Here is a 21021-nt window from a genome sequence, read left to right as displayed (position 1 = left end):
AACTATCTCGACAATTGGGAGACTTTGTTGAGAAAGTGCTCACATGTCCGAGGAAACCGGTTCCCAGTCCGTCCGGGCCGTGCGCGGCTCGGCGATCCGCGATCTGCTCGCCGTGACCGAACGTCCCGGGGTCATCTCCCTCGCCGGCGGCCTGCCGGCGGCGGACCTGCTGCCCGCCGCACGGGTGGCCCGCGCGGCGGCGGCCGCGCTGCGATCGCCGTCGGCGCTGCAGTACGGCGTGACCACCGGTGCGCCCGCGCTCCGGGAGGTGGTGCACGCGCGGGAGTCCGCGGCGCTGGGCCGCGACGCGGGCGCGGTCGTCGTCACGCACGGCTCCCAGCAGGCGCTCTCGCTCCTGGCCCAGGCGCTGCTCGACCCCGGTGACACGGTGATCGTCGAGGACCCCGGGTACATCGGCGCGCTGCAGGCGTTCGACACGACTCGCGCGCGCGTCATCGGCGTGCCGATGGACGCCGACGGGATGCGCGTCGACGAGCTGCGTCCGCTGCTGGAGCGCGAGCGGGTCCGGGTCGTGCACACCGTCTCGAACTTCCACAACCCCGGCGGCGCCACCCTGTCCGAGGAGCGGCGGCGCGAACTCGCCCGCCTCGCCGACGAATTCGGCTTCTGGATCATCGAAGACGATCCGTACGGCGAGCTGCGCTTCGCGGGTTCGACAGTGCCGCCCGTCGCCGCGTTCTCGGACCGGGTCCTGCGCCTGTCGAGCGCGTCGAAGATCGTCGCGCCGTCGCTACGGGTGGGCTGGATGCACGGCGACGCTGCCGTTCTCGCGCTCGTGGAGCGGCTCAAACAGGGCGCCGACCTGTGCGGCTCGAGCCTCACCCAGGCCATCGCGGCCGAGCTGCTCGCGGACACCGCCTGGCTCGACGCGCACGTCAACGGAATCCGCGCGGTCTACGCGGAGCGGGCGCTGGCTCTGCACGCCGCGCTCGTCGACGCCTTCGGCGACCGGCTGCGCCCGACCACGCCCGAGGGCGGAATGTTCCTCTGGGGCGAGTTCACTGACGGCACAACGACATCCCACGCCCTCAGCGCGGCCGTGGACGCCGGCGTGGCCTACGTGCCCGGATCCGCCTTCGCGGTGCAGCGGGACCTCGATCACGCCCTGCGCCTGTGCTTCACGACCGGATCGCCGGACGACCTCCGCGAGGCCGTCCGGCGACTGTCGACGGTGCTGTGATCGGACGGGGCCGTCAGGCTCCGTAGCGCGGGAAAGTGGTGTCGCCGGCGTACCGTGCGGCGTCGCCCAACTCCTCCTCGATGCGCAGCAGCTGGTTGTACTTCGCGACCCGCTCACTGCGGGCCGGGGCACCGGTCTTGATCTGCCCCGAGCCCACCGCCACCGCCAGATCGGCGATGGTGGTGTCCTCCGTCTCACCCGAACGGTGACTCATCATGCTCTTGTAACCGTTGTTGTGCGCCAGCGCCACCGCATCCAGCGTCTCCGTCAGCGTGCCGATCTGATTGACCTTCACCAACAGCGCATTCGCGGCACCCCGGGCGATACCGTCCTCGAGCCGCTCCGGGTTGGTGACGAACAGGTCATCGCCGACGAGCTGGATCTTGTCGCCGATCGCGTCCGTGAGGTCGACCCAACCCTCCCAATCATCCTCCGAGAGCGGATCCTCGATCGACACCAGCGGGAACTCCCCGATCAGCTTCGCGTAGAACTCGCCCATCTCGGCGGCGCTGAGCGTCTTGCCCTCGAACTTGTAGCCCTCCGGCGTGTAGAACTCCGTCGCCGCCACATCCAGCGCGAGCGCCACATCCGAGCCGAGCGTCAGGCCCGTCTTGGCGATGGCCTCCGAGATCAGCTCCAGCGCCTCCCGGGTGCCGGCGACCGACGGCGCGAAACCACCCTCATCGCCCAGGCCCGTGTTCAGCCCCTTGCTCTTGAGCACCGACTTCAGCGCGTGATACACCTCCGTGCCCCAGCGCAGCGACTCCTTAAAGGTCTCCGCACCGATCGGCGCGACCATGAACTCCTGCACATCCACACCACTATCGGCATGCGCGCCGCCGTTGAGGATGTTCATCATCGGCACCGGCAGGATGTGCGCGTTCGGGCCACCGATGTACCGGAACAACGGCAGCGCCGCCGACTCCGCCGCCGCCTTCGACGCCGCCAGCGACACACCCAGCAGGGCGTTCGCCCCCAGCCGGCTCTTATCCGGGGTCCCATCCAGATCCAGCAAAGTCTGGTCGATGATCCGCTGCTCATCCGCGGGAATGCCGATCACCTCCGGAGCGATCACCTCCAGCACACCCTCAACGGCCTTCGTCACACCCTTGCCGCCGTACCGCTCACCACCATCGCGCAGCTCCACAGCCTCATGCTCACCGGTCGACGCACCCGAAGGCACCGCCGCACGGGCGAAGCTGCCATCGGCCAACACGATCTCCACCTCAACCGTGGGGTTACCACGGGAATCGAGGATCTCGCGGGCGCCTACCTGGACGATCTCGCCGGCGGTCGTCACAGCGACTTCCCCACCAGGCCGGTGAGATCCACGAGACGGTTGCTGTAGCCCCACTCGTTGTCGTACCAGGAGACGACCTTGGCCTGGTTGTCGATCACCTTGGTGAGGCCGGCGTCGAAGAGCGAGCTGTGCGGGTCGGTGACGATGTCGGAGGAGACGATCGGGGCGTCGTAGTACTTGAGGATGCCCTTGAGCTTCCCCTCGGCCGCGGCCTTGAGCGCGGCGTTGATCTCATCGGCCGTGGCGCGCTTGCCCAGCTCGACGGTGAGGTCGGTGACCGAGCCGGTGGGGATCGGCACGCGGAGCGCGTAGCCGTCGAGCTTGCCCTTGAGCTCGGGCAGGACGAGGCCGATCGCCTTGGCCGCGCCGGTCGAGGTGGGCACGATGTTGATCGCGGCGGCGCGAGCGCGGCGCGGGTCCTTGTGCGGGCCGTCCTGCAGGTTCTGGTCCTGGGTGTAGGCGTGGACCGTGGTCATGAGGCCGCTGACGATGCCGAACTCGTCGTTGACCACCTTCGCCAGCGGGCCGAGGCAGTTCGTGGTGCAGGAGGCGTTGGAGATGATGTTCTGGGTGCCGTCGTACTTGTCGTCGTTGACGCCCATGACGATGGTGATGTCCTCGCCCGAGGCGGGAGCGGAGATGACGACCTTCTTGGCGCCGGAATCGAGGTGGCCCTGGGCCTTGTCGCGGGCGGTGAAGATGCCCGTCGACTCGACGACGACGTCCACGCCGAGGTCGCCCCAGGGCAGCGCCGACGGTCCCTCGCGGACCTCGAGGGCCTTGATCACCTGGTCGCCGACGCGGATGGAGTCGCCGTCGGCGACCACGTCCGCGTCGAGGCGGCCGAGGATGGAGTCGAACTTGAGGAGGTGCGCCAGCATGGCGTTGTCGGTGAGGTCGTTGACCGCGACGATCTCGATGTCGGTGGCGCCGCCGAGGGCCTTCTGGGCGGCGACGGCCCGGAAGAAGTTGCGGCCGATCCGGCCGAATCCGTTGATGCCTACGCGAATCGTCATGGTTGTTCCTTTCAGATGTGTCCGTGCGCGGTGTCTCCGCGGCGTCGGACGGGATGAGTCTGGAATGCAGCCGGTTTCGGCTAGTTCGTGCTGATGGACTTGCCGGCGGAGTGCAGGTCGTTGCACGCCTCGACGACCCGCTCGGCCATCGACGTCTCCGCCTTCTTCAGGTAGGAGCGGGGGTCGTAGGTCTTCTTGTTGCCGACCTCACCGTCGATCTTGAGCACCCCGTCGTAGTTGGCGAACATGTGCCCCGCCACCGGACGGGTGAACGCGTACTGGGTATCGGTGTCGACGTTCATCTTCACCACGCCATAGGACAGCGACTCCTCGATCTCGCTCTTCAGCGAGCCCGAACCGCCGTGGAAGACGAAATCGAAGGGCTTGCTGCCCGCCGGCAGGCCCAGCTTCTCCGAGGCGACGGTCTGGCCGTCGCGGAGGACCTCGGGCCGCAGCTTCACGTTGCCCGGCTTGTACACGCCGTGGACGTTGCCGAACGTCGCCGCGAGCAGGTAGCCCTCGGCCCCCAGCGCGTCGACGGTCTTCGCGAAGTCCTCGTTGCTGGTGAACAGCTTGTCGTTGATCTCGTTCTCGACGCCGTCCTCCTCGCCGCCGACCACGCCGATCTCGATCTCCAGGATGATCTTCGCGGCCTTCGACTTCGCCAGCAGTTCCTGCGCGATCTCGAGGTTCTCCTCCAGCGGCACGGCCGACCCGTCCCACATGTGCGACTGGAACAGCGGGTTCTGGCCCTTGTCCACCCGCTCCTGCGAGATCGCCAGCAGCGGCCGAACATAGCTGTCGAGCTTGTCCTTCGGGCAATGATCAGTGTGCAGGGCGACCGTCACGTCGTACTGCGCCGCCACCACGTGCGCGAACTCGGCGAGCGCGACCGCACCGACCACCATGTCCTTGACACCCAACCCGGAACCGAACTCGGCACCGCCGGTGGAGAACTGGATGATCCCGTCACTGCCCGCATCGGCGAAACCCTTGATCGCCGCGTTGATCGTCTCGCTCGACGTGCAGTTGATCGCCGGATAGGCGTAACCGCCCTCCCGGGCGCGGTCCAGCATCTCCCGGTAGGCCTCGGGGGTGGCGATGGGCATGGTTGTGTCCTTCTGTAGCTGAGTGGAAGTCGTGGGAGTGGCGGAGAATCAGGCGCTCAGTGGTCGTCTTCGCCGATGCGGTGCACGTGGATCAGGTTGGTCGAGCCGACCGTCCCGGGAGGAGCGCCGGCGACGATGACGACCTGATCGCCCGTGGAGTAGCCGCCGATCCCCTCCAACGAGTGGTCGACCTGCCGGATCATGGCGTCGGTGCTGTCCACACCGTCCACGAGGAAGGTCTCTGTGCCCCAGGACAGGGCGAGCTGGCTGCGGACCTCGGGCAGCGGCGTGAACGCCAGCAGCGGCAGGCGGGTGTGCAGCCGGGCCAGGCGCCGCACGGTGTCACCCGACTGGGTGAACGCGACGAGCGCCTTGGCGTTGAGCCGCTCGCCGATGTCGCGGGCGGCGTACGAGAGGATCCCCGGCTTGGTGCGCGGCACGTGGTTGAGCGGCGGGACGGACGGCGCACCGTCCTCCACGTCCTCGACGGCGCAGACGATCTTGGCCATGGTGCGCACGGTCTCGATCGGGTACTTGCCCACCGACACCTCACCGGAGAGCATCACCGCATCCGCACCATCGAGCACCGCGTTCGCCACATCCGAGGCCTCCGCCCGGGTCGGACGGCTGTTCTCGATCATCGACTCCAGCATCTGCGTGGCGACAATCACCGGCTTCGCGTTCTCCCGCGCGATCTGAATCGCCCGCTTCTGCACCAGCGGCACCTCCTCCAGCGGCAACTCCACACCCAGATCACCCCGGGCGACCATCACCGCATCGAACGCCAGGATCACCGCCTCCAGGTTCTCGATCGCCTCCGGCTTCTCCAACTTCGCGATCACCGGAATCCGCCGGCCCACCCGGTCCATCACCGCATGCACCCGCTCGATATCCGCCGGCGACCGCACGAACGACAACGCGATGAAATCCACACCCAGCTCGAGCGCGAACTCCAGATCCTCGATGTCCTTCTCCGACAACGCCGGAACCGAGACATTCATCCCCGGCAACGACACGCCCTTGTTGTTCGACACCGGGCCGCCCTCGGTGACCTCACACACCACATCGTTGCCGTCGACCGAGACCACCTTCAGGCCGACCTTGCCGTCATCGACCAACAACCGGTCACCCGGGCGGGCGTCCTGCGCCAACTCCTTGTACGTGGTGGAGACCCGATCATGCGTGCCCACCACATCGTCGACGGTGATCCGCACCGTCTCACCCGTCTCCCACACGGTCCGGCCATCGCCGGCGAACCGGCCCAGCCGGATCTTCGGCCCCTGCAGATCCGCGAGGATCCCGACCGCACGGCCGGTCCTATCCGAGGCGGAACGGACCCGCTCGTAGTTCACGCCGTGATCGGCGTGCTCACCATGGCTGAAATTCAGGCGCGCAACGTCCATGCCCTCCTCCACGAGAGCAAGAACCTTCTCCTCGGTTCCGACAGCGGGGCCCAGGGTGCAGACGATCTTGGTTCGACGAGTCACAGGACGGAACGTATGCACCCCGGATCGAGGTGACAACCGTCACGCCCATATGGGCATCAGGCGCGATCCGCGGATTCGGCCGGCGCGACGCGCAGCAGCGAGATCGCGGTCTCGCGATCGGTGACCAGGGACGTGACCACCCCGCTGATGAGGCTCGCGCGGATGGCCTCCACCTTCTGGTGGCCGCCGGCGATGGCGATGACCTCGTCGACCGCGCTCAGCTCCCGGTACGAGATGGCGAGCGTGCGGCCACTGTAGTTCGTGCGCACCGGGCGCCCCGCGGCGTCGAACTGGATGGCGCACAGCTCGGCGGCGACATTGAGCGAATCCAGTTCCGCCCGGCCCTGATCCGACAGCATCGCGTACACCTGCGAGCCCGTGAGATCGAGGCTGCCGACCGCGACCACGGCGACGGTGATCCGCTTCCACAGATCCATCGCGGTGGCGACGCCGGGCTGCCGCGCGAGGGCCGCCTTCATCCGCTGATCGGACATGATCAGGGGTGCGTAGATGGGGTACTGCGGGCCGCGGGAGACCGAGGTCAGCTGGCGCACCAGGTCGACCGAACTGGCCTGCACGTCGCCCACCACGCCGGACATCTGGACGATCGTGCACGGCGGCAGGTCGCGGACGTGCTGCGCCATGGCGTCCAGGGTGCGCCCCCAGCCGACGCCGAGCACGTCGGACTCGGTCACGACCTCGCTGAGCAGGTCCGCAGCCACCCGCCCGAGGCCGTGCCGCAGTCCGTCGAAGTCGGTGAACGAGCCGGTGGCGACCAGCGCACGTCGCAGGCCGTAGGCGCGGCGCAGCCGCTCCGAGAGGTCCGCGTCGATCGCGGCATCGGTGTTGATCTCGATGCGGACCAGGCCCGACTCGAGACAAGCGTCGAGGATCCTGGCCACCTTGTACCGGGACAGTCCGTACTCGGCGCCGATCTCCATCTTCGACTTCCCGTCGAAGTAGAACCGTCGCGCGATGGCGGCGGCCTGGACGACTTCGGCCGGCCCCATGGACCCCATCGGTGCCTCCTGAACAACGTCGTGGGCGGGACGTCCGCCGCCCTCAGCGTAGTTCCCCCGGACGGCGATCCGCGCCCATATGGGCGCCGCCGTTGTCGAAACGTTCCGATCCGCGTCTGATGAGTCGAGAACGACGACGGCCGGACGGCCTCGTCTCCAGAGACGAAGGGGAAGATGTGCGCATCGGAGTGTTGACCGGTGGTGGTGACTGCCCGGGCCTGAACGCGGTGATCCGCGCGGTGGTCCGCACCAGCGACTCCCGCTACGGCTCCGCCGTCGTCGGGTTCCAGGACGGCTGGCGCGGCCTCCTGGAGGACCGCCGGATCCAGCTGTCCAACGACGACCGCAACGACCGCCTGCTCACCAAGGGCGGCACGATGCTGGGCACCGCCCGCACCCACCCCGACGTCCTCAAAGCCGGCCTGGACCGCATCAAGGCCACCCTCGACGACAACGGCATCGACGTCCTCATCCCCATCGGCGGCGAGGGCACCCTGACCGCCGCTTCCTGGCTCGCCGACGAAGGCGTCCCCGTCGTCGGGGTGCCGAAGACCATCGACAACGACATCGACTGCACCGACGTGACCTTCGGCTTCGACACCGCGCTGACCATCGCGACGGACGCCATCGACCGCCTGCACTCGACCGCAGAGTCGCATCAGCGGGTGATGCTGGTGGAGGTGATGGGCCGGCACGCGGGCTGGATCGCCCTGAACTCCGGGCTCGCCTCCGGCGCCCACGCCGTCCTCATCCCCGAAGTCCCCTTCGACGTCGAAGAACTCTGCACCATGATCAAACGCCGCTTCCAACGCGGCCACGCCAGCTTCATCGTCGTCGTCGCCGAAGGCGCCAAACCCGCCGAAGGCACCATGGAACTCCGCGTCGGCGGCACCGACGAATTCGGCCACGAACGCTTCACCGGCGTCGCCCACCAACTCGGCGTCGAAATCGAAAAGCGCATCAACAAGGAGGTCCGCACCACCGTCCTCGGGCACGTCCAACGCGGCGGCACCCCGACCCCGGCAGACCGGGTCCTCGCCACCCGGTACGGCGTCAACGCCGCCGACGCCGCCCACGCCGGCAAAACCGGGCAGATGGTCTCCCTGCGGGGCACCCAGATCGGCCTCGTCCCCCTCGCCGACGCCGTCAAACAGCTCAAGCGGGTCCCGCGGGAGCGCTACGACGACGCCGCCGAGTTCTTCGGCTGACCGCCCTCCGACGGCCCCGCCGTGACTCAGCCGGCGGCCTTGAGCGCGCTCCGGACCGCGGCGTTCACGGCCACGACGAGCGGCACGTCGAACTGCGGCTGCAGCCGCAGGGCGGACGGTGAGAGCGGCCCGCCGCCCATGATCACCGCGCGGGCACCGTCCTGATCCACCGACTGCCGCACGGCATCGCGCAGCGCCGCGTCGAGCGCGTCCGGCGACGTCACGAGCTGCGTCGCATCGCCCGGCGTGACCCGAACCCCGCGGTACTGGCCCTCGATGCCGAGCTCGGCGGCCTTCTGCCGGAAGGATTCCACCAGTGCGGGATCCGACGTGACGGTGGCGATGCCGAACGCGCGGCCTCCCTCAGCGGCCTCCCGGAAGGCCTCCGTACCGATGCCGAAGACGGGCACCGAGACCGCCGAGTCCAGCTCCGCCAGCCCGGGATCGCTGAACGCGGAGACGATGATCGCCGCGACGCCCGGCTCCTTCGCCGCCGTGACGCCGCGCTCGACGACGCCCCGCGCAGCGGTCGCCATATCCTGCTGCGTGGTCAGGAGCGCGGGCGCACCGTCGTTGGTGACGCCGACGATCTTCGCCGCGCCGCGCGCCTCCGCCGTCGCCAGCTCGACCATCGAGGAAGTCGCGCTCGCACTGGAGTTCGGATTGATGAGCACGATGGTCCTGACCTGCGCCGCCGCGCTGGACGAGCTCGCCGCCGCACCGTCGCCGGCGCTCCCGCATCCCGCGATCGTCACCGCGAGGACCCCCGCCGCGAGGACACCTCCTCGTACCGCCATGCCGCACCTCTTCCCGCCCGGCCCACCACCGGGTCACCGAATTCCGTACGGCGGAATCTACGCTCCGAGTCGCGGATGAGGTGGTGAACGGGGATCACGGACGCGATCGCACATCCGGCAGGACGTGGGCGCCGCGCGCCGGCCGGATCGCGGCCACCGTCGGCACGGGATGTCCGGCGGCGGCGATGCGCTGCGGAAGCGACTCCGCGATGCGCCGGGCGGCGCCCGCGGGCGCCAGGGCGATGACGGTGCCGCCGAATCCGCCGCCCGTCATCCGCGCGCCGTACGCACCGAGCGCGACCGCGGTGTCCGCGATGAGATCGATGGCGGGGACGGTGATCGCGAAGTCGTCGCGCATCGACGCCTGCGAGGCGTTCATGAGCGCGCCGAAGCCGGCGTGATCCGCGCGGCGCAGCGCAGCGGCGGCATCGAGCACGCGGCGGTTCTCGGTGAGCACGTGCCGGGCGCGGCGACGGGTCTCCTCGTCCTGCAGCGACTCCCAGGCATCGTCCGGGGCATCGCGCAATGCCGCGACGCCGAGCTCCGCGGCCGCGGCCTCGCACGCCTCGCGTCGACGGCGGTACTCCCCCGCCGCGTGCTGGTGCGGCGTCCGCGAGTCGATCGCCAGCAGCACGTCGTCACCGAGGCGCAGGGGCACGGGATCGACCGCCAGCGTACGGAAGTCGAGCAGCAGGGCCGTGTCCTCCGCACCGAACAGGCTTCCCATCTGATCGAGCAGGCCGGTCGGCGCGCCGACGTAGTCGTTCTCGGCACGTTGCGCGATGCGCGCCAGCTCGGTCCGATCCGGAACAGGGCCCGGCGCCGCTTCGAGCACGGCCAGCAGCACCGCGCACTCCAGGGCGGCGGACGACGAGAGCCCCGCCCCCACCGGCACCTCGGAGCGGAGTCGCAGCGCTCCGCCCGGCACGGACACGCCGTGCTCGCGGAGCGCCCACACGCACCCCGCGACGTAGCCGGCCCAACCCCGCACCTGCCCCGGGAGGGTGTCCAGCGGTACCGCCACGGCACCGCCCTCCTGGGCGGAGGTGACCTCGATCGCGGAACCGCCCGCAGCCGGATCGAACTCGGCCACGGTCCCGAGCTGCAGCGCGATGGGCAGCGCGAACCCGTCGTTGTAGTCCGTGTGCTCGCCGATCAGGTTCACCCGCCCAGGGGCGTACGCGCGCACCGTCATCCGATCACCCGCCGCAGCTCGTCGGCGATGGCCTCCGGCGTCTTGTCCGTGACGAAGGCATCGCGGCCGGACTCAGAGCCGGCGAGGTATTTGAGCTTGTCCGCGCTGCGGCGGATGGAGAACAGCTCGGCGTGCAGGTAGCCCTCGGCGGAGCCGGATCGGTACTGGTGCCACGAGGCGATGTACGGCAGCGGCGCGTCGTAGAGCGCGTCGAAGGCGCGGAGCAGCACCAGGTAGACCGCTGCCAGGTCGTCGGCCTCGGCGTCGGTGAGCTCGGACAGGTTGTGCACGTGCCGGTTCGGGTAGACGTGCACCTCGGCGGGCCACTTCGCGGCGTACGGCACGAAGGCGGTCACGTACTGGGTGCGGACGAGGATCCGAGATCCGTCGGCGATCTCGGACGCGAGCACCGCCTCGAACAGGTCCGCGCCGTGCTCCGCGCGGTACTGCGCCGCGGTGCGCAGCAACGAGGAGGTGCGTCGGGTCCGGAAGGGGTAGCCGTAGATCTGCCCGTGGGGGTGTGTGAGCGTCACGCCGATCTCCTCGCCGCGGTTCTCGAAGCAGTACACCTCCTCGATGTCGCTGCGCGCCAGCAGGTCCGCGGTGCGGTGACTCCATGCATCGATCACCAGCCTGGCCCGCCGCTGCGAGAGGCCGGCGAAGGATCCGTCGTGATCGCTGCTGAAGCAGACCACCTCGCAACGGCCCAGACCCGGCACCTCGAGGCGCAACGGGTCCACCGCCGCGGGCGCAGGCGCCGCGTAGCCGTCGGGGGCGGAGAGCGAGGGGAAGCGGTTCTCGAAGACCACCACTTCGTAATCCGCAGCGGGGATCTCACTCGAGAGCCCGGCCGGGTCGGGGTCGAGCGGGCACATCGTCCGCGGTGGCTTGTAGGTCCGCTCCTGCCGCGCGGGCGCGATGATCACGTTATCGCCGGTCGTGGGATCGCGCCGCACGGTGGTGACCGGCACCGTCGGGCGCGCAGGGAGGTCCCTGCGGTCCACGCCGATCGACGGCGGACCGTCGGAGGAGAAGAACAGGATCTCGCGGCCGTCGGCGAGGCGGGATGCGGTGGGGGCGGCGATCTCGCGGGTCATGGGGCACCTCCCGGCACGACGGTGAGCGGGACGGCGGCGGCCAACGCCTCCCGGGCGACGGCGCCCAGGCCGTCGTCGACGATCAGGGCGTCGGCGTCGGCGAAGCGCGCGAACAGGTGGGCGCCGATCTCGCCGTACTTGGTGTGGTCGGCGAGGAGCACGGTGGACCGGGCGCTGCCGATGAGGCGCCGGTTCGTCTCGGCCTCACCGATGTTGGGCGAGGTGAACCCGGCCACGGGGTCGATCCCGTGACAGCCCAGGAAGGCGAGGTCGCAGCGCACGCGCTCGAGCATGGCGTTCGCCACGGGCCCCACCAGCGCGTCCGACGGGGTGCGCTGCCCGCCCGTCAGCTGCACCTCCGCCGCCCCGGTCGGGTCGGCGCCGGCGTCGTCGGGATCGGTCAGCTCGTGGAAGATCGAGATCGAATTGGTCACCACGGCGACGCGGCGGCCCCGCAGCAGGCGGGCGAGCTCGAGAGTGGTCGTCCCGGCGCCGACCGCCACCGTCATCCCGTCCTCGACGAGAACTGCAGCGGCGGTTGCGATGGCGCGCTTCTCGGCGGTGTCGCGGACGGCCTTCTGCGCGGACCGCGGCTCCACGCCCCGTCCGGCCCGGGCGCCGGGCAGGACCGCCCCACCGTGCACCTTGGCGAGCTCGCCGGCCTCGTCGAGCCGGTCGAGGTCGCGGCGGATCGTCATCTCGGAGACGCCGAGCTCGGCCGCGAGGTCGATCACCCGGACGGAGCCGTGGGCCGCCGCCGCCTCGAGGATCAGCCGGCGTCGATCAGCTGCGAGCACGCCCCACGCCCATCACTGCCCACACCTCGAAGGCGACGGCCACGAGGACGAGGGCGCCGCCCACCCACAGGTTCCCGGCGCTGCCCGCCGCCATATCGACACGATCGGGCGTGTGCTCGAATTCGCGGGCACCCAGTTCGGCGAACGACGGTACGAACCCGGCGATCAGGAGCAGGACGCCGTAGATCCCGAGCAGGGCGGCGATCACGGTGCGGATGTCGGACAGGAGCGCCAGCTTCGTGGACTTCTTCGCCGGAGCGGACGCGGTTCCCTTGTCGTTGGTCATGGTTCAGCTCCTCGTCAGTGGAAGATCAGGCCGAGTACGACGGTCGTGGTGAGCACCGCGGCCCCCAGGGGCACGGGGCGCGAGTACCAGGGCGCGGAGCCGTCGTCCTCGCCCCGCAGGGTGGCCTTGTCGGTGAGCGAGTAGACGTAGCCGCTCAACTCGGATTCGGGCTTCGGCTTCGTCACGGCGGAGACCAGCACGGAGACCACGATATCGACCACGAAGGCCGCCGATGCGGCGACGAAGGCCATGCCCTGGCCGGGCAGGTCGATCACGCCGGTCTTCTGCAGGATGAAGACGCCGATCGCGGCCAGCGTGCCGGAGACGAGGCCCACCCAGCCGGCGGTGGGCGTCATCCGTTTCCAGAACATGCCGAGCAGGAACGTCGCGAAGAGCGGCGCGTTGAAGAAGCCGAACAGCGTCTGCAGGTAGTCCATCAGGTTGGAGTAGCCTGCGGCGATCGTCGCCGTGCCGATCGCGAGGAACACCGCGATGACCGTCGCGACCTGGCCGACGCGGATGTAGTAGGAATCCTCGCGGTCCTTGACCACGTACTGTTGCCACAGGTCGTAGCTGAACACGGTGTTGAACGCGGAGACGTTGGCCGCCATGCCCGCCATGAACGACGCGATCAGGCCGGCGACGGCCACGCCCAGCAGGCCGTTGGGCAGGATGTCGCGCATCATGAGCAGCAACGCGTCGTTGTAGGTGACGCCGTCCGGCGCGCCGTTGTTCTTGAGGTTGATCATGTCGCCGATCGCCGCGGCGCAGATCATGCCCGGCACCACGACCACGAAGGGGATGAACATCTTCGGGATGGCGCCGATGATGGGCGCGCGCCGCGCCGCCGACATCGAGTCCGAGGCCATGGCGCGCTGCACCTCGACGAAGTTCGTGGTCCAGTAGCCGAAGGAGAGCACGAAGCCGAGACCGAAGACGATGCCGACGACGGACCAGACCGGCGATTCGAAGCCGCTGAGCGCCTGCCCCGGCCAGGTGTGCAGCTGATCGGAGACGGTGGCGGTGACGCCCTTGTCGGAGCGGGTCTCGATCACCTTCTCCTTGAGTCCGCTCCAACCGCCGACCTTGATCAGGCCGATCACGGTGAGCGGCACCAGCGCCGCGAGGATGACGAAGAACTGCAGCACCTCGTTGTAGATCGCGGCGGAGAGGCCGCCGAGCACGGTGTAGGTGAGCACGACCGCCGCGGCGACGAGGAGCGAGACCCAGTGCGGCCAGCCGAGGACCACGTTGATCACGGTGCCGAGGAGGAACAGGTTGACGCCGGCGATGAGTACCTGGGCCACCGCGAAGCTCAGCGAGTTCACCAGGTGCGCGCCGGTGCCGAAGCGCTTGCGCATGAACTCGGGGACGCTGCGCACCTTCGAGCCGTAGTAGAACGGCATCATCACGATGCCGAGGAAGACCATGGCCGGGACGGCGCCGATCCAGTAGTAGTGGAAGGTCGACATACCGATCTGGGCGCCGGTGGCCGACATACCCATGATCTCGACGGCGCCGAGGTTCGCGGAGACGAAGGCGACGCCGGTCACCCACGCCGGGAGCCGCCGACCCGAGAGGAAGAAGTCGAGGCTGGATGCGACCTGCGTACGGGCCAGGTACCCGATGCCCAGGACGAACACGAAGTAGATCGCGACCAGCGTGTAGTCGAGCAGTCCGACGTTGAGTCGGAGTGCGTTGTCGGCGAGGAGCATCGCGCCTCCAGGGGGTCAGTGAACGAATTCACACGAAATTTAACAGAGCCTCACAGCCCAGCTGAACGTTTTTGTGATTTTTCGTGCGAAATCGATCAGCGACTCCTCCGAAGAACCGCGTCGCGATCTCCGCGCCCGGACCCGGCAGCCACCATCACGACCAGGAACGCCTCGGGATCGCGGACGGCACCGTCGACGACGTCGTCCCGATCGCTCACCGCCGGATGCTAGGCCAGGTCGTCCTGGCGCATCAGCTGCCGGGCGGCCTCGGTGACCGAGCCGGACAGCGACGGGTACACGGAGAAGGTCTGCGCCACGTCGTCGACCGTGAGCCCGTTCTGCACCGCGACGGTGAGCGGCAGGATCAGCTCGGAGGCGTTGGGCGCCACCACCACTCCGCCGATGACGAGGCCGGTGTTGGGACGACAGAAGATCTTGACGAAACCGCGCCGCAGGCCCGACATCTTCGCGCGCGGGTTCGTCGCGAGCGGCAGCATGACGGTGCGCGCCTGGTACGTTCCGTCGTCGATCGCGGCCTGCGAGACGCCGACGGTGGCGATCTCCGGGCGGGTGAAGATCGCCGACGACACGGTCTTCAGCTTCACCGGCGAGACGCCCTCGCCGAGCGCGTGGTACATCGCGACGCGGCCCTGCATCGCGGCGACGGAGGCGAGCGGCAGCACGCCGGTGCAGTCGCCGGCGGCGTAGATGCCGGGCACCTTGGTGCGCGAGACGCGGTCGACGGGGATGTAGCCGCCCTTGTCCACCTCGATGCCGACGTCCTCGAGGCCGATGCCCGCGGTGTTCGGGATCGAGCCGACCGTCATGAGGCAGTGCGAGCCCTCCACGGTGCGGCCGTCGGTCAGGCGCACGACGACGCCGTCCTCGGTTCGCTCCACCTTGTCGGCGTAGGCCCGCTTGACCAGCGAGACGCCGCGGTCGAGCAGCGCGTCCTCCAGCACCAGGGCGGCATCCTCGTCCTCGTGCGGCAGCACCCGGTCGCGGGAGCTGACGAGGGTGACCTTGATGCCGAGCTCGGTGTAGGCGTGCACGAACTCCGCGCCCGTGACGCCGGAGCCGACGACCACGAGATGGGTCGGGAGCTCCTCGAGGTCGTACAGCTGCCGCCAGGTCAGGATCTTCTCGCCGTCGGGCTGCGCGGACTCCAGCACGCGGGGCGACGCGCCGGTGGCGACGAGCACGACGTCGGCCTCGAAGGACTGCTCACCGCCGGACGGCGTGACGACGTTCACCTCGTGATGGGCCATACCCGACGCCGTGGGAGCGAGCGTGGCGCGGCCGCGGATGATCCGCACGCCCTCGCCCGCGAGGCGGGCGCGGATGTCGGCGGACTGCGCCGCCGCCAGGTCCTTGACGCGCGAGTTGATCCGCTCGACGTCGATCTCGACGCGCTCGAAGTGCAGCTCGATGCCCAGGTCCACGGCGCGCCGGGTCTCGGTGCGGATGCCGGTCGAGGCGATGAAGGTCTTCGACGGGACGCAGTCGTACAGGACGCAGGCCCCACCGATCCCGTCGGACTCGATCACCGTGACGTCGCCGCCGTGCGCCACCGCCACCAGTGCTGCTTCGTACCCCGCCGGACCGCCGCCGATGATCACGATGTTCGTCATGTCTGCAACGCTATCGTCCGACCGGCCTCCGCGTGCGGGCACCGTCGGGCAGAGCCGTCCGCGTGGACCGGCGCGGTAAAGTCCACCCTGTGCCGATCTACGCCGCATACGGCTCCAACATGCACCCCGACCAGATGGCCGAGCGCGCCCCGCACTCGCCCATGGCAGGCACGGGGTGGCTGCACGGTTGGCGCCTGACCTTCTCCGGCGAGGACATCGGGTGGGAGGGCGCACTCGCGACCGTCACCGAGGACCCCTCCGATCCCGACGCCAAGGTCTTCGTGGTGCTCTACGACGTGACCCCCGACGACGAGGTCTCCCTCGACCGCTGGGAGGGCTCCGAGCTGGGCATCCACGTCAAGCTCAAGGTCCGCGTCGACCTCATCGGCGGCGGCTCCACCCTGGCCTGGTTGTACGTCGTCGACGCCTTCGAGGGCGGCCTCCCGTCGGCCCGCTACCTCGGCGTGATGGCCGACGCCGCGTACATCGCGGGTGCCCCCGAGGAGTACGTCCTCGACATCCGCACCCGCGAGTCCCGCAACGTGGGCCCCGGACCGGGCGCGTCCGCCGACGGCCCGGAGTAGAACCGCTCAGGCGGCCTCGGGCCCGCAGCCCGCCGGCGCCGGCTCGATCGCCGCCGCCAGCCGGCGCAGCGCCCGGGCCAGCCCGGGACGCAGGCCCCGTCGTCCGGGTGCGACGGTGCTCCCCACCCGGTTCCGGGCCTCCCGGTCCCGCGAGGATCGGTCGTGCACATCCGCCATGCGGGCGTAGACTGCTGCCGTCGGAGGATCCGCCGTCAGGTTCCAGTGCTCTCGGTATTCGCTCATACTCCGAGCACACACGAACCCCGCCGCGGGTTCCAATGAATTAGGTGGCGCCTACATGTTGACCTACCTGTTGGACGTCGGAGATCTGGCCGACGCCCGCTTCGTGGTGTCGCCGCTCAACGAGACCGTCCTGAGCCTGTTCCACCTGAACAAGGTCTACGACACCGCGCACCACCTCACGGGGTGGCGGTGCGAGGCGAACGCCCGCCGGGACGAGTACGACCGCGAACTGATCGACGCGCTGGTCTCGCCGTCGGGCAAGCAGATCCCCGACTTCCTCACTCCGGTGACCGCACAGGCCGACGTCCGGCCGACGTTCGACGCGCACCTCGACGCGGTCCGTGGCACGGACGCGCGGACGGCGCGCGCCGAGCTGGTCGAACTGGCGGAGGGCGCGGCACCGTCGGGGCCCCTGGCGTGCCTGATCGCCCTGGACGATCCCACACCGGTCATCGCCGATGCCCTGGCCGACTATCACCGCGCCGCCGTCGCGCCCGTGTGGCCCGCGGTGCAGCGGATCCTGGAGTCCGACATCGTCTTCCGCGGTCGCGAGCTCGCCGTCGGCGGCCCCACCCGTCTCTTCGAATCGCTGAGCCCGCGCGTGGAATGGCGCCGCACCGGGGAGTTGAGTGTGGACATGTCGTGCTCGGTGGTCTCGGGCGAGGTCCGCTCCCCCGGCCTCGGCCTGACGCTGATGCCGAGCGTCTTCACGACGAAGATCACCACCGCCCACGATCCGACCCGCACCGCGCCGAACATCGGCTACCCCGCCCGGGGTTCGGCGACGCTCGCGGAATCCGTTCCACCAGTCGCCGACGACGCGCTCCGCAGGCTGATCGGCACAGCGAAGGCGGACCTCCTCGCGGTACTGGCCGAGCCCGCCGCGGTGGTCGATCTCGCCGCCGCGCTGGGGATCTCGCCGTCAGCTGTGTCGCAGAGCCTGAAAGTACTGGGCGCCAGCGGGATCGTCGAGAGTTCGCGGTACGGACGTCGGGTCCTGTACCGCCGCACCGTCCTCGGCGACGCGCTCGTGCGCGGCGACGGCTGATCACAGCACCACCGTCACACGAAGCGCGGAGCCCCGCATCGACGACTCTCGGATTCTGTCCGCTCCGGACACGGAGTCCGAAGCGGACAGAATTCGAGAGTCCGATCGCCGCACTGCCGTCGCCGCGACCGGGACCACGCCGGCGCGGGCACGGCCCCGGTCGCGGCGATCAGCGCCCGGAGGCGAAGACCACGTTCGTGAAGACCTTCACGCCCATCTCGAGCGCGCGCTCGTCGAGCACGAAATCGGGCTGGTGCAGGTCGTACTGACGGCCCTCGCCGGACCACACGCCGAGCCGCGCCATCGCGCCGGGCGACTCCTCCAGGTACCACGAGAAGTCCTCGCCGCCGCCGGACTGCGGGGTGTCGACGACCCCGTCGGGCGAGACGGCGCGCGCGGCGTCCGCGAGGCGGGTGGCGGCCAGGTGGTCGTTGATGACCGGCGGGACGCCGCGGGTGTAGTTGACCTCGTGCTTGATCCGCAGCGGCGAGAGCAGTTCGGCGATGATCTCGCGCACGAGCGGCTCCAGCGACTCCCAGATCTGGTGCTCGCCGGTGCGGACGGTGCCGTGCAGCGCCCCGATCTGCGGGATCGCGTTCGGCGCGGAGCCCGCGTTCGCGGCGCCCCACACCATGATCGTGCCGGAGCGAGGATCCACGCGGCGCGACAGCACGCCGGGCAGGCCGGTGATGACGGTGCCCATGGCGTAGATCAGGTCGCTGGTCAGGTGCGGCCGCGAGGTGTGCCCGCCGGGCGAGTGCAGGATGACCTCGACGTGGTCGGCGGCGGAAGTGATCGCGCCGGAGCGGACGCCGATCTTCCCGACCTCGACGCGCGGGTCGCAGTGCAGCGCGTAGATCCGCGAGACGCCCCGCATCACCTCGTCGCGGACCGCGGACAGCGCGCCGCCGGGCATGACCTCCTCGGCGGGCTGGAAGACCAGCCGCACGCCGACGGGCAGCCGCCCGGCGCGGGCGAGCTCCGCGAGCGCGAGGCCGGTGCCCAGCAGGATCGACGTGTGCGCGTCGTGGCCGCAGGCGTGGGAGACGCCCGGGGTCGTGGACTGGAACGCGAGGCCGGTGGCCTCGTGGATCGGCAGAGCGTCCATGTCGGCGCGCAGGGCCACGCGCTCGCCGGCGGTGGGGCCGAGATCACAGATCAGGCCGGTGGTCGACAGCTTCCGCGGGTGCAGACCCGCGGCGGTCAGCGCCTCGAAGACCGCGTTGGTGGTGCGCTGCTCCCGCCAGGACAGTTCGGGGTGAGCGTGCAGGTCGCGCCGGAACTCGCGGAGCCAGTCGCCCTTGCGCTGCAACCACCGATCGACGTAGGCGGCCCTCGAGAGTTCCTCGCCCGCAGTCCCGCTCGCCGTGCCGCTCACCGTCCGCCTCCATCACTTCCGCGCCCGGCCCCGGTCAGCAGCCGCGCACGCTCGTCCTCGTCCTCCGCGACCGCAGCGAAGGCTGCGGCCAGGGCCAGAGCGCCGTCGCGCACGGCCCGATCGGCGGATTCGGTGGCGGCGGCGGCCGTGAATTCCGGCTGATGGGTCACGGCCCCGTCGGTCTCGAGGCCGATCAGCGGATGGATCGACGGTACAGCGTGGCTCACATTGCCCATGTCGGTACTCCCCAGAGGCACCAGCCGCTCGAACTCCGGCGCCACCGGGTCGCGGCCGATCGCGACCGCCGCGGCCCGATAGGCGGCGGCGAGGCCGTCGTCGCTGCGCAGCTCCGTGTACGCGGGCGAGACCTCGGTGACCTCGTGGGTGCACCCGGCCGCGAGGGCGCCCGCTGCGAAGCAGTCGCCGGCGCGCGCGGCGAGCCGGTCCAGCGACTCCGCGTCGTCGGCACGCAGGTAGTAGAGCAACTCGGCGGCAGCGGGGACGACGTTGGGCGCGGCCCCGCCCTCGCTGACGATGCCGTGCAGCTGCTGCCCGGGCTCGAAGTGCTGCCGGAGCAGTCCGAGGGCCACCTGCGCGACCGTGGCCGCGTCGCCCGCGTTGCGGCCGGCCCACGGTGCCGCCGAGGCGTGCGCCTCACGCCCCGTGAACCGGATCGCGAGGTCGGCCAGCGCCAGGGTGCGCGTGCGCACCACGTCGAACGGGGCGGGGTGCACCATGCCCGCGCACGCGACACCGTCGAACGCGCCGCGCTGCAGCATGAGTACCTTGCCGCCCCCGGACTCCTCGGCCGGGGTGCCGTACACCTCGACGGTGAGGCCGAGCTCGCCCGCGACGGACGCGAGCGCGATGCCCGCGCCGAGTCCGGCCGCGGCGATGATGTTGTGTCCGCAGGCGTGCCCGATGCCGGGCAGGGCGTCGTACTCGGCAAAGACGGCGACGCGCAGCGGCCCGTCGCCGGCCCGTCCGACGAATGCGGTCTCGAGGCCCGCGACGTGCCGCTCGACGGCGAAGCCGTGCCCCGCGAGGGCGTCGGCCAGCAGCGCCGCCGCGAACCGCTCCTCGAAGGCCAGCTCGGGCCGGGCGTGGATCTCGTGGCTGACCGCGACCAGGTCGCCCCGCACGCGGTCGACGGTGCCGGTGAGCGCCTCCAGGACGGAGGTGACGCGACCGGTCACCGTCAGCCGAACTTGACTTCGGTCGTCGGAACGGCGAGGTCGGCGATGAGGTGCGTGTGCAGATCGTTCTTGATCTTGTTCAGCGTGGGGCCGTCGGCCGCGGCGTTCGCGGCCGCCCGGGCGGTCGCGGCCGGCAGCAGCTCGGCCTCGGAGACCGCGGCCTGCACGATGCCGGCGGCCACGGCGTCGGCGCCGCCGTAGCGGCGCCCGGTGGTCATCGCCTCGACGGCGGTCTGGTACGGCAGGCGCGAGCGCAGCAGCGTCGCCATGCCCACGGTGAAGCCCATCTTGAGGCTGACCTCGGGCAGGCAGAAGAAGCCCCGGTCGTCGCGCATCACCGCGAAGTCGCACGACAGTGCCAGCATGGCGCCGGCGCCGAAGGCGTGGCCGTTGACGGCCGCGACGGTGGTCATGGGGAAGGTCAGCAGGCGGCTGAAGACCGTGTGCACGCGATCCAGGTAGGTCGGCAGCTCACCGGCGTTGGCCAGGATGTACATGACGTCGAGGCCGTTGGAGAAGAACTTGCCAGTGGCGGTCACGACGAGCGCCGCGGGGGAACCGGCCGCCTGCGCCTCGATCTCGTCGAGGCGGGCGTGCACCGCGTCGACCCAGTCCGGGGAGAAGCGGTTCTCCGGGTTGGTCTCCGAGAGCTCGACGCCCTCGTCGCCCAGGAACAGAGTGAAGACGTCGTCGGTGCGCGTGACGTAAGGCATG

General features: G+C 70.2%; 21 protein-coding genes. 4 read left to right on the top strand and 17 right to left on the bottom strand.

Annotated elements, in window-relative coordinates; genetic code table 11:
• Positions 1-43 precede the first annotated feature (43 nt).
• The gene (locus tag ACM9LD_RS00655) at positions 44-1201 is read left to right on the top strand and encodes an aminotransferase-like domain-containing protein (protein ID WP_415674888.1); all 1158 of its coding nucleotides are present in this window, start codon (positions 44-46) and stop codon (positions 1199-1201) included.
• A gap of 13 nt (positions 1202-1214) precedes the next feature.
• On the opposite strand, the gene eno is transcribed toward ACM9LD_RS00655, so the two are convergent.
• The 5 genes from eno to ACM9LD_RS00630 form a co-directional block, all read right to left on the bottom strand.
• Complete coding sequence (eno, locus tag ACM9LD_RS00650; protein WP_415674887.1) at positions 1215-2501, bottom strand: phosphopyruvate hydratase; 1287 nt, start codon at positions 2499-2501, stop codon at positions 1215-1217.
• On the bottom strand, positions 2498-3517 hold the full coding sequence (gene gap, locus ACM9LD_RS00645; RefSeq protein ID WP_415674886.1) for a type I glyceraldehyde-3-phosphate dehydrogenase: 1020 nt from the start codon (positions 3515-3517) through the stop codon (positions 2498-2500). Before gap ends, eno begins: the two co-directional genes overlap by 4 nt.
• Positions 3518-3597: 80 nt before the next feature.
• Positions 3598-4626, bottom strand: a complete 1029-nt coding sequence (gene fbaA / locus ACM9LD_RS00640; RefSeq protein WP_415674885.1) for a class II fructose-bisphosphate aldolase — start codon at positions 4624-4626, stop codon at positions 3598-3600.
• A gap of 56 nt (positions 4627-4682) precedes the next feature.
• Positions 4683-6113, bottom strand: coding sequence for a pyruvate kinase (gene pyk / locus ACM9LD_RS00635; RefSeq protein WP_415674884.1), 1431 nt, complete (start codon positions 6111-6113; stop codon positions 4683-4685).
• Positions 6114-6169: 56 nt separating this feature from the next.
• Entirely contained in the window at positions 6170-7132 is a 963-nt protein-coding gene (locus ACM9LD_RS00630; RefSeq protein ID WP_415674883.1) for a sugar-binding transcriptional regulator, read from the bottom strand.
• A 176-nt stretch (positions 7133-7308) separates the two neighbouring features.
• Between ACM9LD_RS00630 and ACM9LD_RS00625 the strand changes: the two genes are divergently transcribed.
• The gene (locus tag ACM9LD_RS00625; protein ID WP_415674882.1) at positions 7309-8340 is read left to right on the top strand and encodes an ATP-dependent 6-phosphofructokinase; all 1032 of its coding nucleotides are present in this window, start codon (positions 7309-7311) and stop codon (positions 8338-8340) included.
• Positions 8341-8366: 26 nt separating this feature from the next.
• Here ACM9LD_RS00625 and ACM9LD_RS00620 read toward each other — a convergent pair whose 3' ends face one another.
• The 8 genes from ACM9LD_RS00620 to ACM9LD_RS00585 form a co-directional block, all read right to left on the bottom strand.
• Positions 8367-9137, bottom strand: a complete 771-nt coding sequence (locus ACM9LD_RS00620) for an aspartate/glutamate racemase family protein (RefSeq protein ID WP_415674881.1) — start codon at positions 9135-9137, stop codon at positions 8367-8369.
• A 94-nt stretch (positions 9138-9231) separates the two neighbouring features.
• Complete coding sequence (locus ACM9LD_RS00615; RefSeq protein WP_415674880.1) at positions 9232-10332, bottom strand: galactokinase; 1101 nt, start codon at positions 10330-10332, stop codon at positions 9232-9234.
• Positions 10329-11429, bottom strand: a complete 1101-nt coding sequence (gene galT, locus ACM9LD_RS00610) for a galactose-1-phosphate uridylyltransferase (protein WP_415674879.1) — start codon at positions 11427-11429, stop codon at positions 10329-10331. Before galT ends, ACM9LD_RS00615 begins: the two co-directional genes overlap by 4 nt.
• Positions 11426-12226, bottom strand: a complete 801-nt coding sequence (locus ACM9LD_RS00605) for a DeoR/GlpR family DNA-binding transcription regulator (RefSeq protein ID WP_415674878.1) — start codon at positions 12224-12226, stop codon at positions 11426-11428. The genes galT and ACM9LD_RS00605 overlap by 4 nt, the downstream gene beginning before the upstream one ends.
• Entirely contained in the window at positions 12213-12512 is a 300-nt protein-coding gene (locus ACM9LD_RS00600) for a hypothetical protein (RefSeq protein WP_415674877.1), read from the bottom strand. Before ACM9LD_RS00600 ends, ACM9LD_RS00605 begins: the two co-directional genes overlap by 14 nt.
• Before the next feature lie 14 nt (positions 12513-12526).
• Positions 12527-14227: a sodium:solute symporter family protein gene (locus ACM9LD_RS00595; RefSeq protein WP_415674876.1), complete on the bottom strand. Its 1701-nt coding sequence runs from the start codon at positions 14225-14227 to the stop codon at positions 12527-12529.
• 95 nt (positions 14228-14322) lie between these two features.
• Entirely contained in the window at positions 14323-14445 is a 123-nt protein-coding gene (locus ACM9LD_RS00590; protein WP_415674875.1) for a hypothetical protein, read from the bottom strand.
• Positions 14446-14454: 9 nt separating this feature from the next.
• A complete protein-coding gene (locus ACM9LD_RS00585) occupies positions 14455-15858 on the bottom strand; it encodes an NAD(P)H-quinone dehydrogenase (RefSeq protein WP_415674874.1) in 1404 nt (467 codons plus the stop codon).
• A gap of 89 nt (positions 15859-15947) precedes the next feature.
• On the opposite strand from ACM9LD_RS00585, the gene ACM9LD_RS00580 reads away from it, so the two are divergent.
• Entirely contained in the window at positions 15948-16442 is a 495-nt protein-coding gene (locus tag ACM9LD_RS00580; protein WP_415674873.1) for a gamma-glutamylcyclotransferase, read from the top strand.
• A gap of 6 nt (positions 16443-16448) precedes the next feature.
• Here ACM9LD_RS00580 and ACM9LD_RS00575 read toward each other — a convergent pair whose 3' ends face one another.
• Positions 16449-16685 carry a hypothetical protein gene (locus ACM9LD_RS00575; protein ID WP_415674872.1) on the bottom strand — a complete coding sequence of 79 codons (237 nt, stop codon included), beginning with the start codon at positions 16683-16685 and terminating at the stop codon, positions 16449-16451.
• Between the two features lie 55 nt (positions 16686-16740).
• On the opposite strand from ACM9LD_RS00575, the gene ACM9LD_RS00570 reads away from it, so the two are divergent.
• A complete protein-coding gene (locus ACM9LD_RS00570; protein WP_415674871.1) occupies positions 16741-17733 on the top strand; it encodes an ArsR family transcriptional regulator in 993 nt (330 codons plus the stop codon).
• A gap of 169 nt (positions 17734-17902) precedes the next feature.
• On the opposite strand, the gene ACM9LD_RS00565 is transcribed toward ACM9LD_RS00570, so the two are convergent.
• The 3 genes from ACM9LD_RS00565 to ACM9LD_RS00555 are packed head-to-tail and all read right to left on the bottom strand — an operon-like array spanning position 17903 to position 21020.
• Entirely contained in the window at positions 17903-19111 is a 1209-nt protein-coding gene (locus ACM9LD_RS00565) for an amidohydrolase (protein ID WP_415674870.1), read from the bottom strand.
• Positions 19108-20307 (bottom strand): amidohydrolase, encoded by a 1200-nt coding sequence (locus tag ACM9LD_RS00560; protein WP_415674869.1) that lies wholly within the window; start codon positions 20305-20307, stop codon positions 19108-19110. The genes ACM9LD_RS00565 and ACM9LD_RS00560 overlap by 4 nt, the downstream gene beginning before the upstream one ends.
• 2 nt (positions 20308-20309) lie before the next feature.
• Positions 20310-21020 carry an enoyl-CoA hydratase/isomerase family protein gene (locus ACM9LD_RS00555; protein WP_415674868.1) on the bottom strand — a complete coding sequence of 237 codons (711 nt, stop codon included), beginning with the start codon at positions 21018-21020 and terminating at the stop codon, positions 20310-20312.
• Between the last annotated feature and the right edge of the window lies 1 nt (position 21021).

It is taken from the genome of Tsukamurella hominis (assembly GCF_965137015.1).
In the GTDB taxonomy this organism is placed as follows: Bacteria; Actinomycetota; Actinomycetes; order Mycobacteriales; family Mycobacteriaceae; genus Tsukamurella; species Tsukamurella hominis.
Note: the sequence above shows the minus strand (reverse complement) of the source record. Positions and strands in the feature narration are given on the sequence as shown.

What these genes read in the sequence shown, in the direction of transcription:
- ACM9LD_RS00655 (WP_415674888.1), top strand. Translation starts at nt 44, where the DNA reads ATGTCCGAGGAAACCGGTTCCCAGTCCGTCCGGGCCGTGCGCGGCTCG.
- gap (WP_415674886.1), bottom strand. Translation starts at nt 3,517, where the DNA reads ATGACGATTCGCGTAGGCATCAACGGATTCGGCCGGATCGGCCGCAAC.
- fbaA (WP_415674885.1), bottom strand. Translation starts at nt 4,626, where the DNA reads ATGCCCATCGCCACCCCCGAGGCCTACCGGGAGATGCTGGACCGCGCC.
- ACM9LD_RS00630 (WP_415674883.1), bottom strand. Translation starts at nt 7,132, where the DNA reads ATGGGGTCCATGGGGCCGGCCGAAGTCGTCCAGGCCGCCGCCATCGCG.
- ACM9LD_RS00620 (WP_415674881.1), bottom strand. Translation starts at nt 9,137, where the DNA reads ATGGCGGTACGAGGAGGTGTCCTCGCGGCGGGGGTCCTCGCGGTGACG.
- ACM9LD_RS00615 (WP_415674880.1), bottom strand. Translation starts at nt 10,332, where the DNA reads ATGACGGTGCGCGCGTACGCCCCTGGGCGGGTGAACCTGATCGGCGAG.
- galT (WP_415674879.1), bottom strand. Translation starts at nt 11,429, where the DNA reads ATGACCCGCGAGATCGCCGCCCCCACCGCATCCCGCCTCGCCGACGGC.
- ACM9LD_RS00600 (WP_415674877.1), bottom strand. Translation starts at nt 12,512, where the DNA reads ATGACCAACGACAAGGGAACCGCGTCCGCTCCGGCGAAGAAGTCCACG.
- ACM9LD_RS00595 (WP_415674876.1), bottom strand. Translation starts at nt 14,227, where the DNA reads ATGCTCCTCGCCGACAACGCACTCCGACTCAACGTCGGACTGCTCGAC.
- ACM9LD_RS00585 (WP_415674874.1), bottom strand. Translation starts at nt 15,858, where the DNA reads ATGACGAACATCGTGATCATCGGCGGCGGTCCGGCGGGGTACGAAGCA.
- ACM9LD_RS00575 (WP_415674872.1), bottom strand. Translation starts at nt 16,685, where the DNA reads ATGAGCGAATACCGAGAGCACTGGAACCTGACGGCGGATCCTCCGACG.
- ACM9LD_RS00570 (WP_415674871.1), top strand. Translation starts at nt 16,741, where the DNA reads ATGTTGACCTACCTGTTGGACGTCGGAGATCTGGCCGACGCCCGCTTC.
- ACM9LD_RS00555 (WP_415674868.1), bottom strand. Translation starts at nt 21,020, where the DNA reads ATGCCTTACGTCACGCGCACCGACGACGTCTTCACTCTGTTCCTGGGC.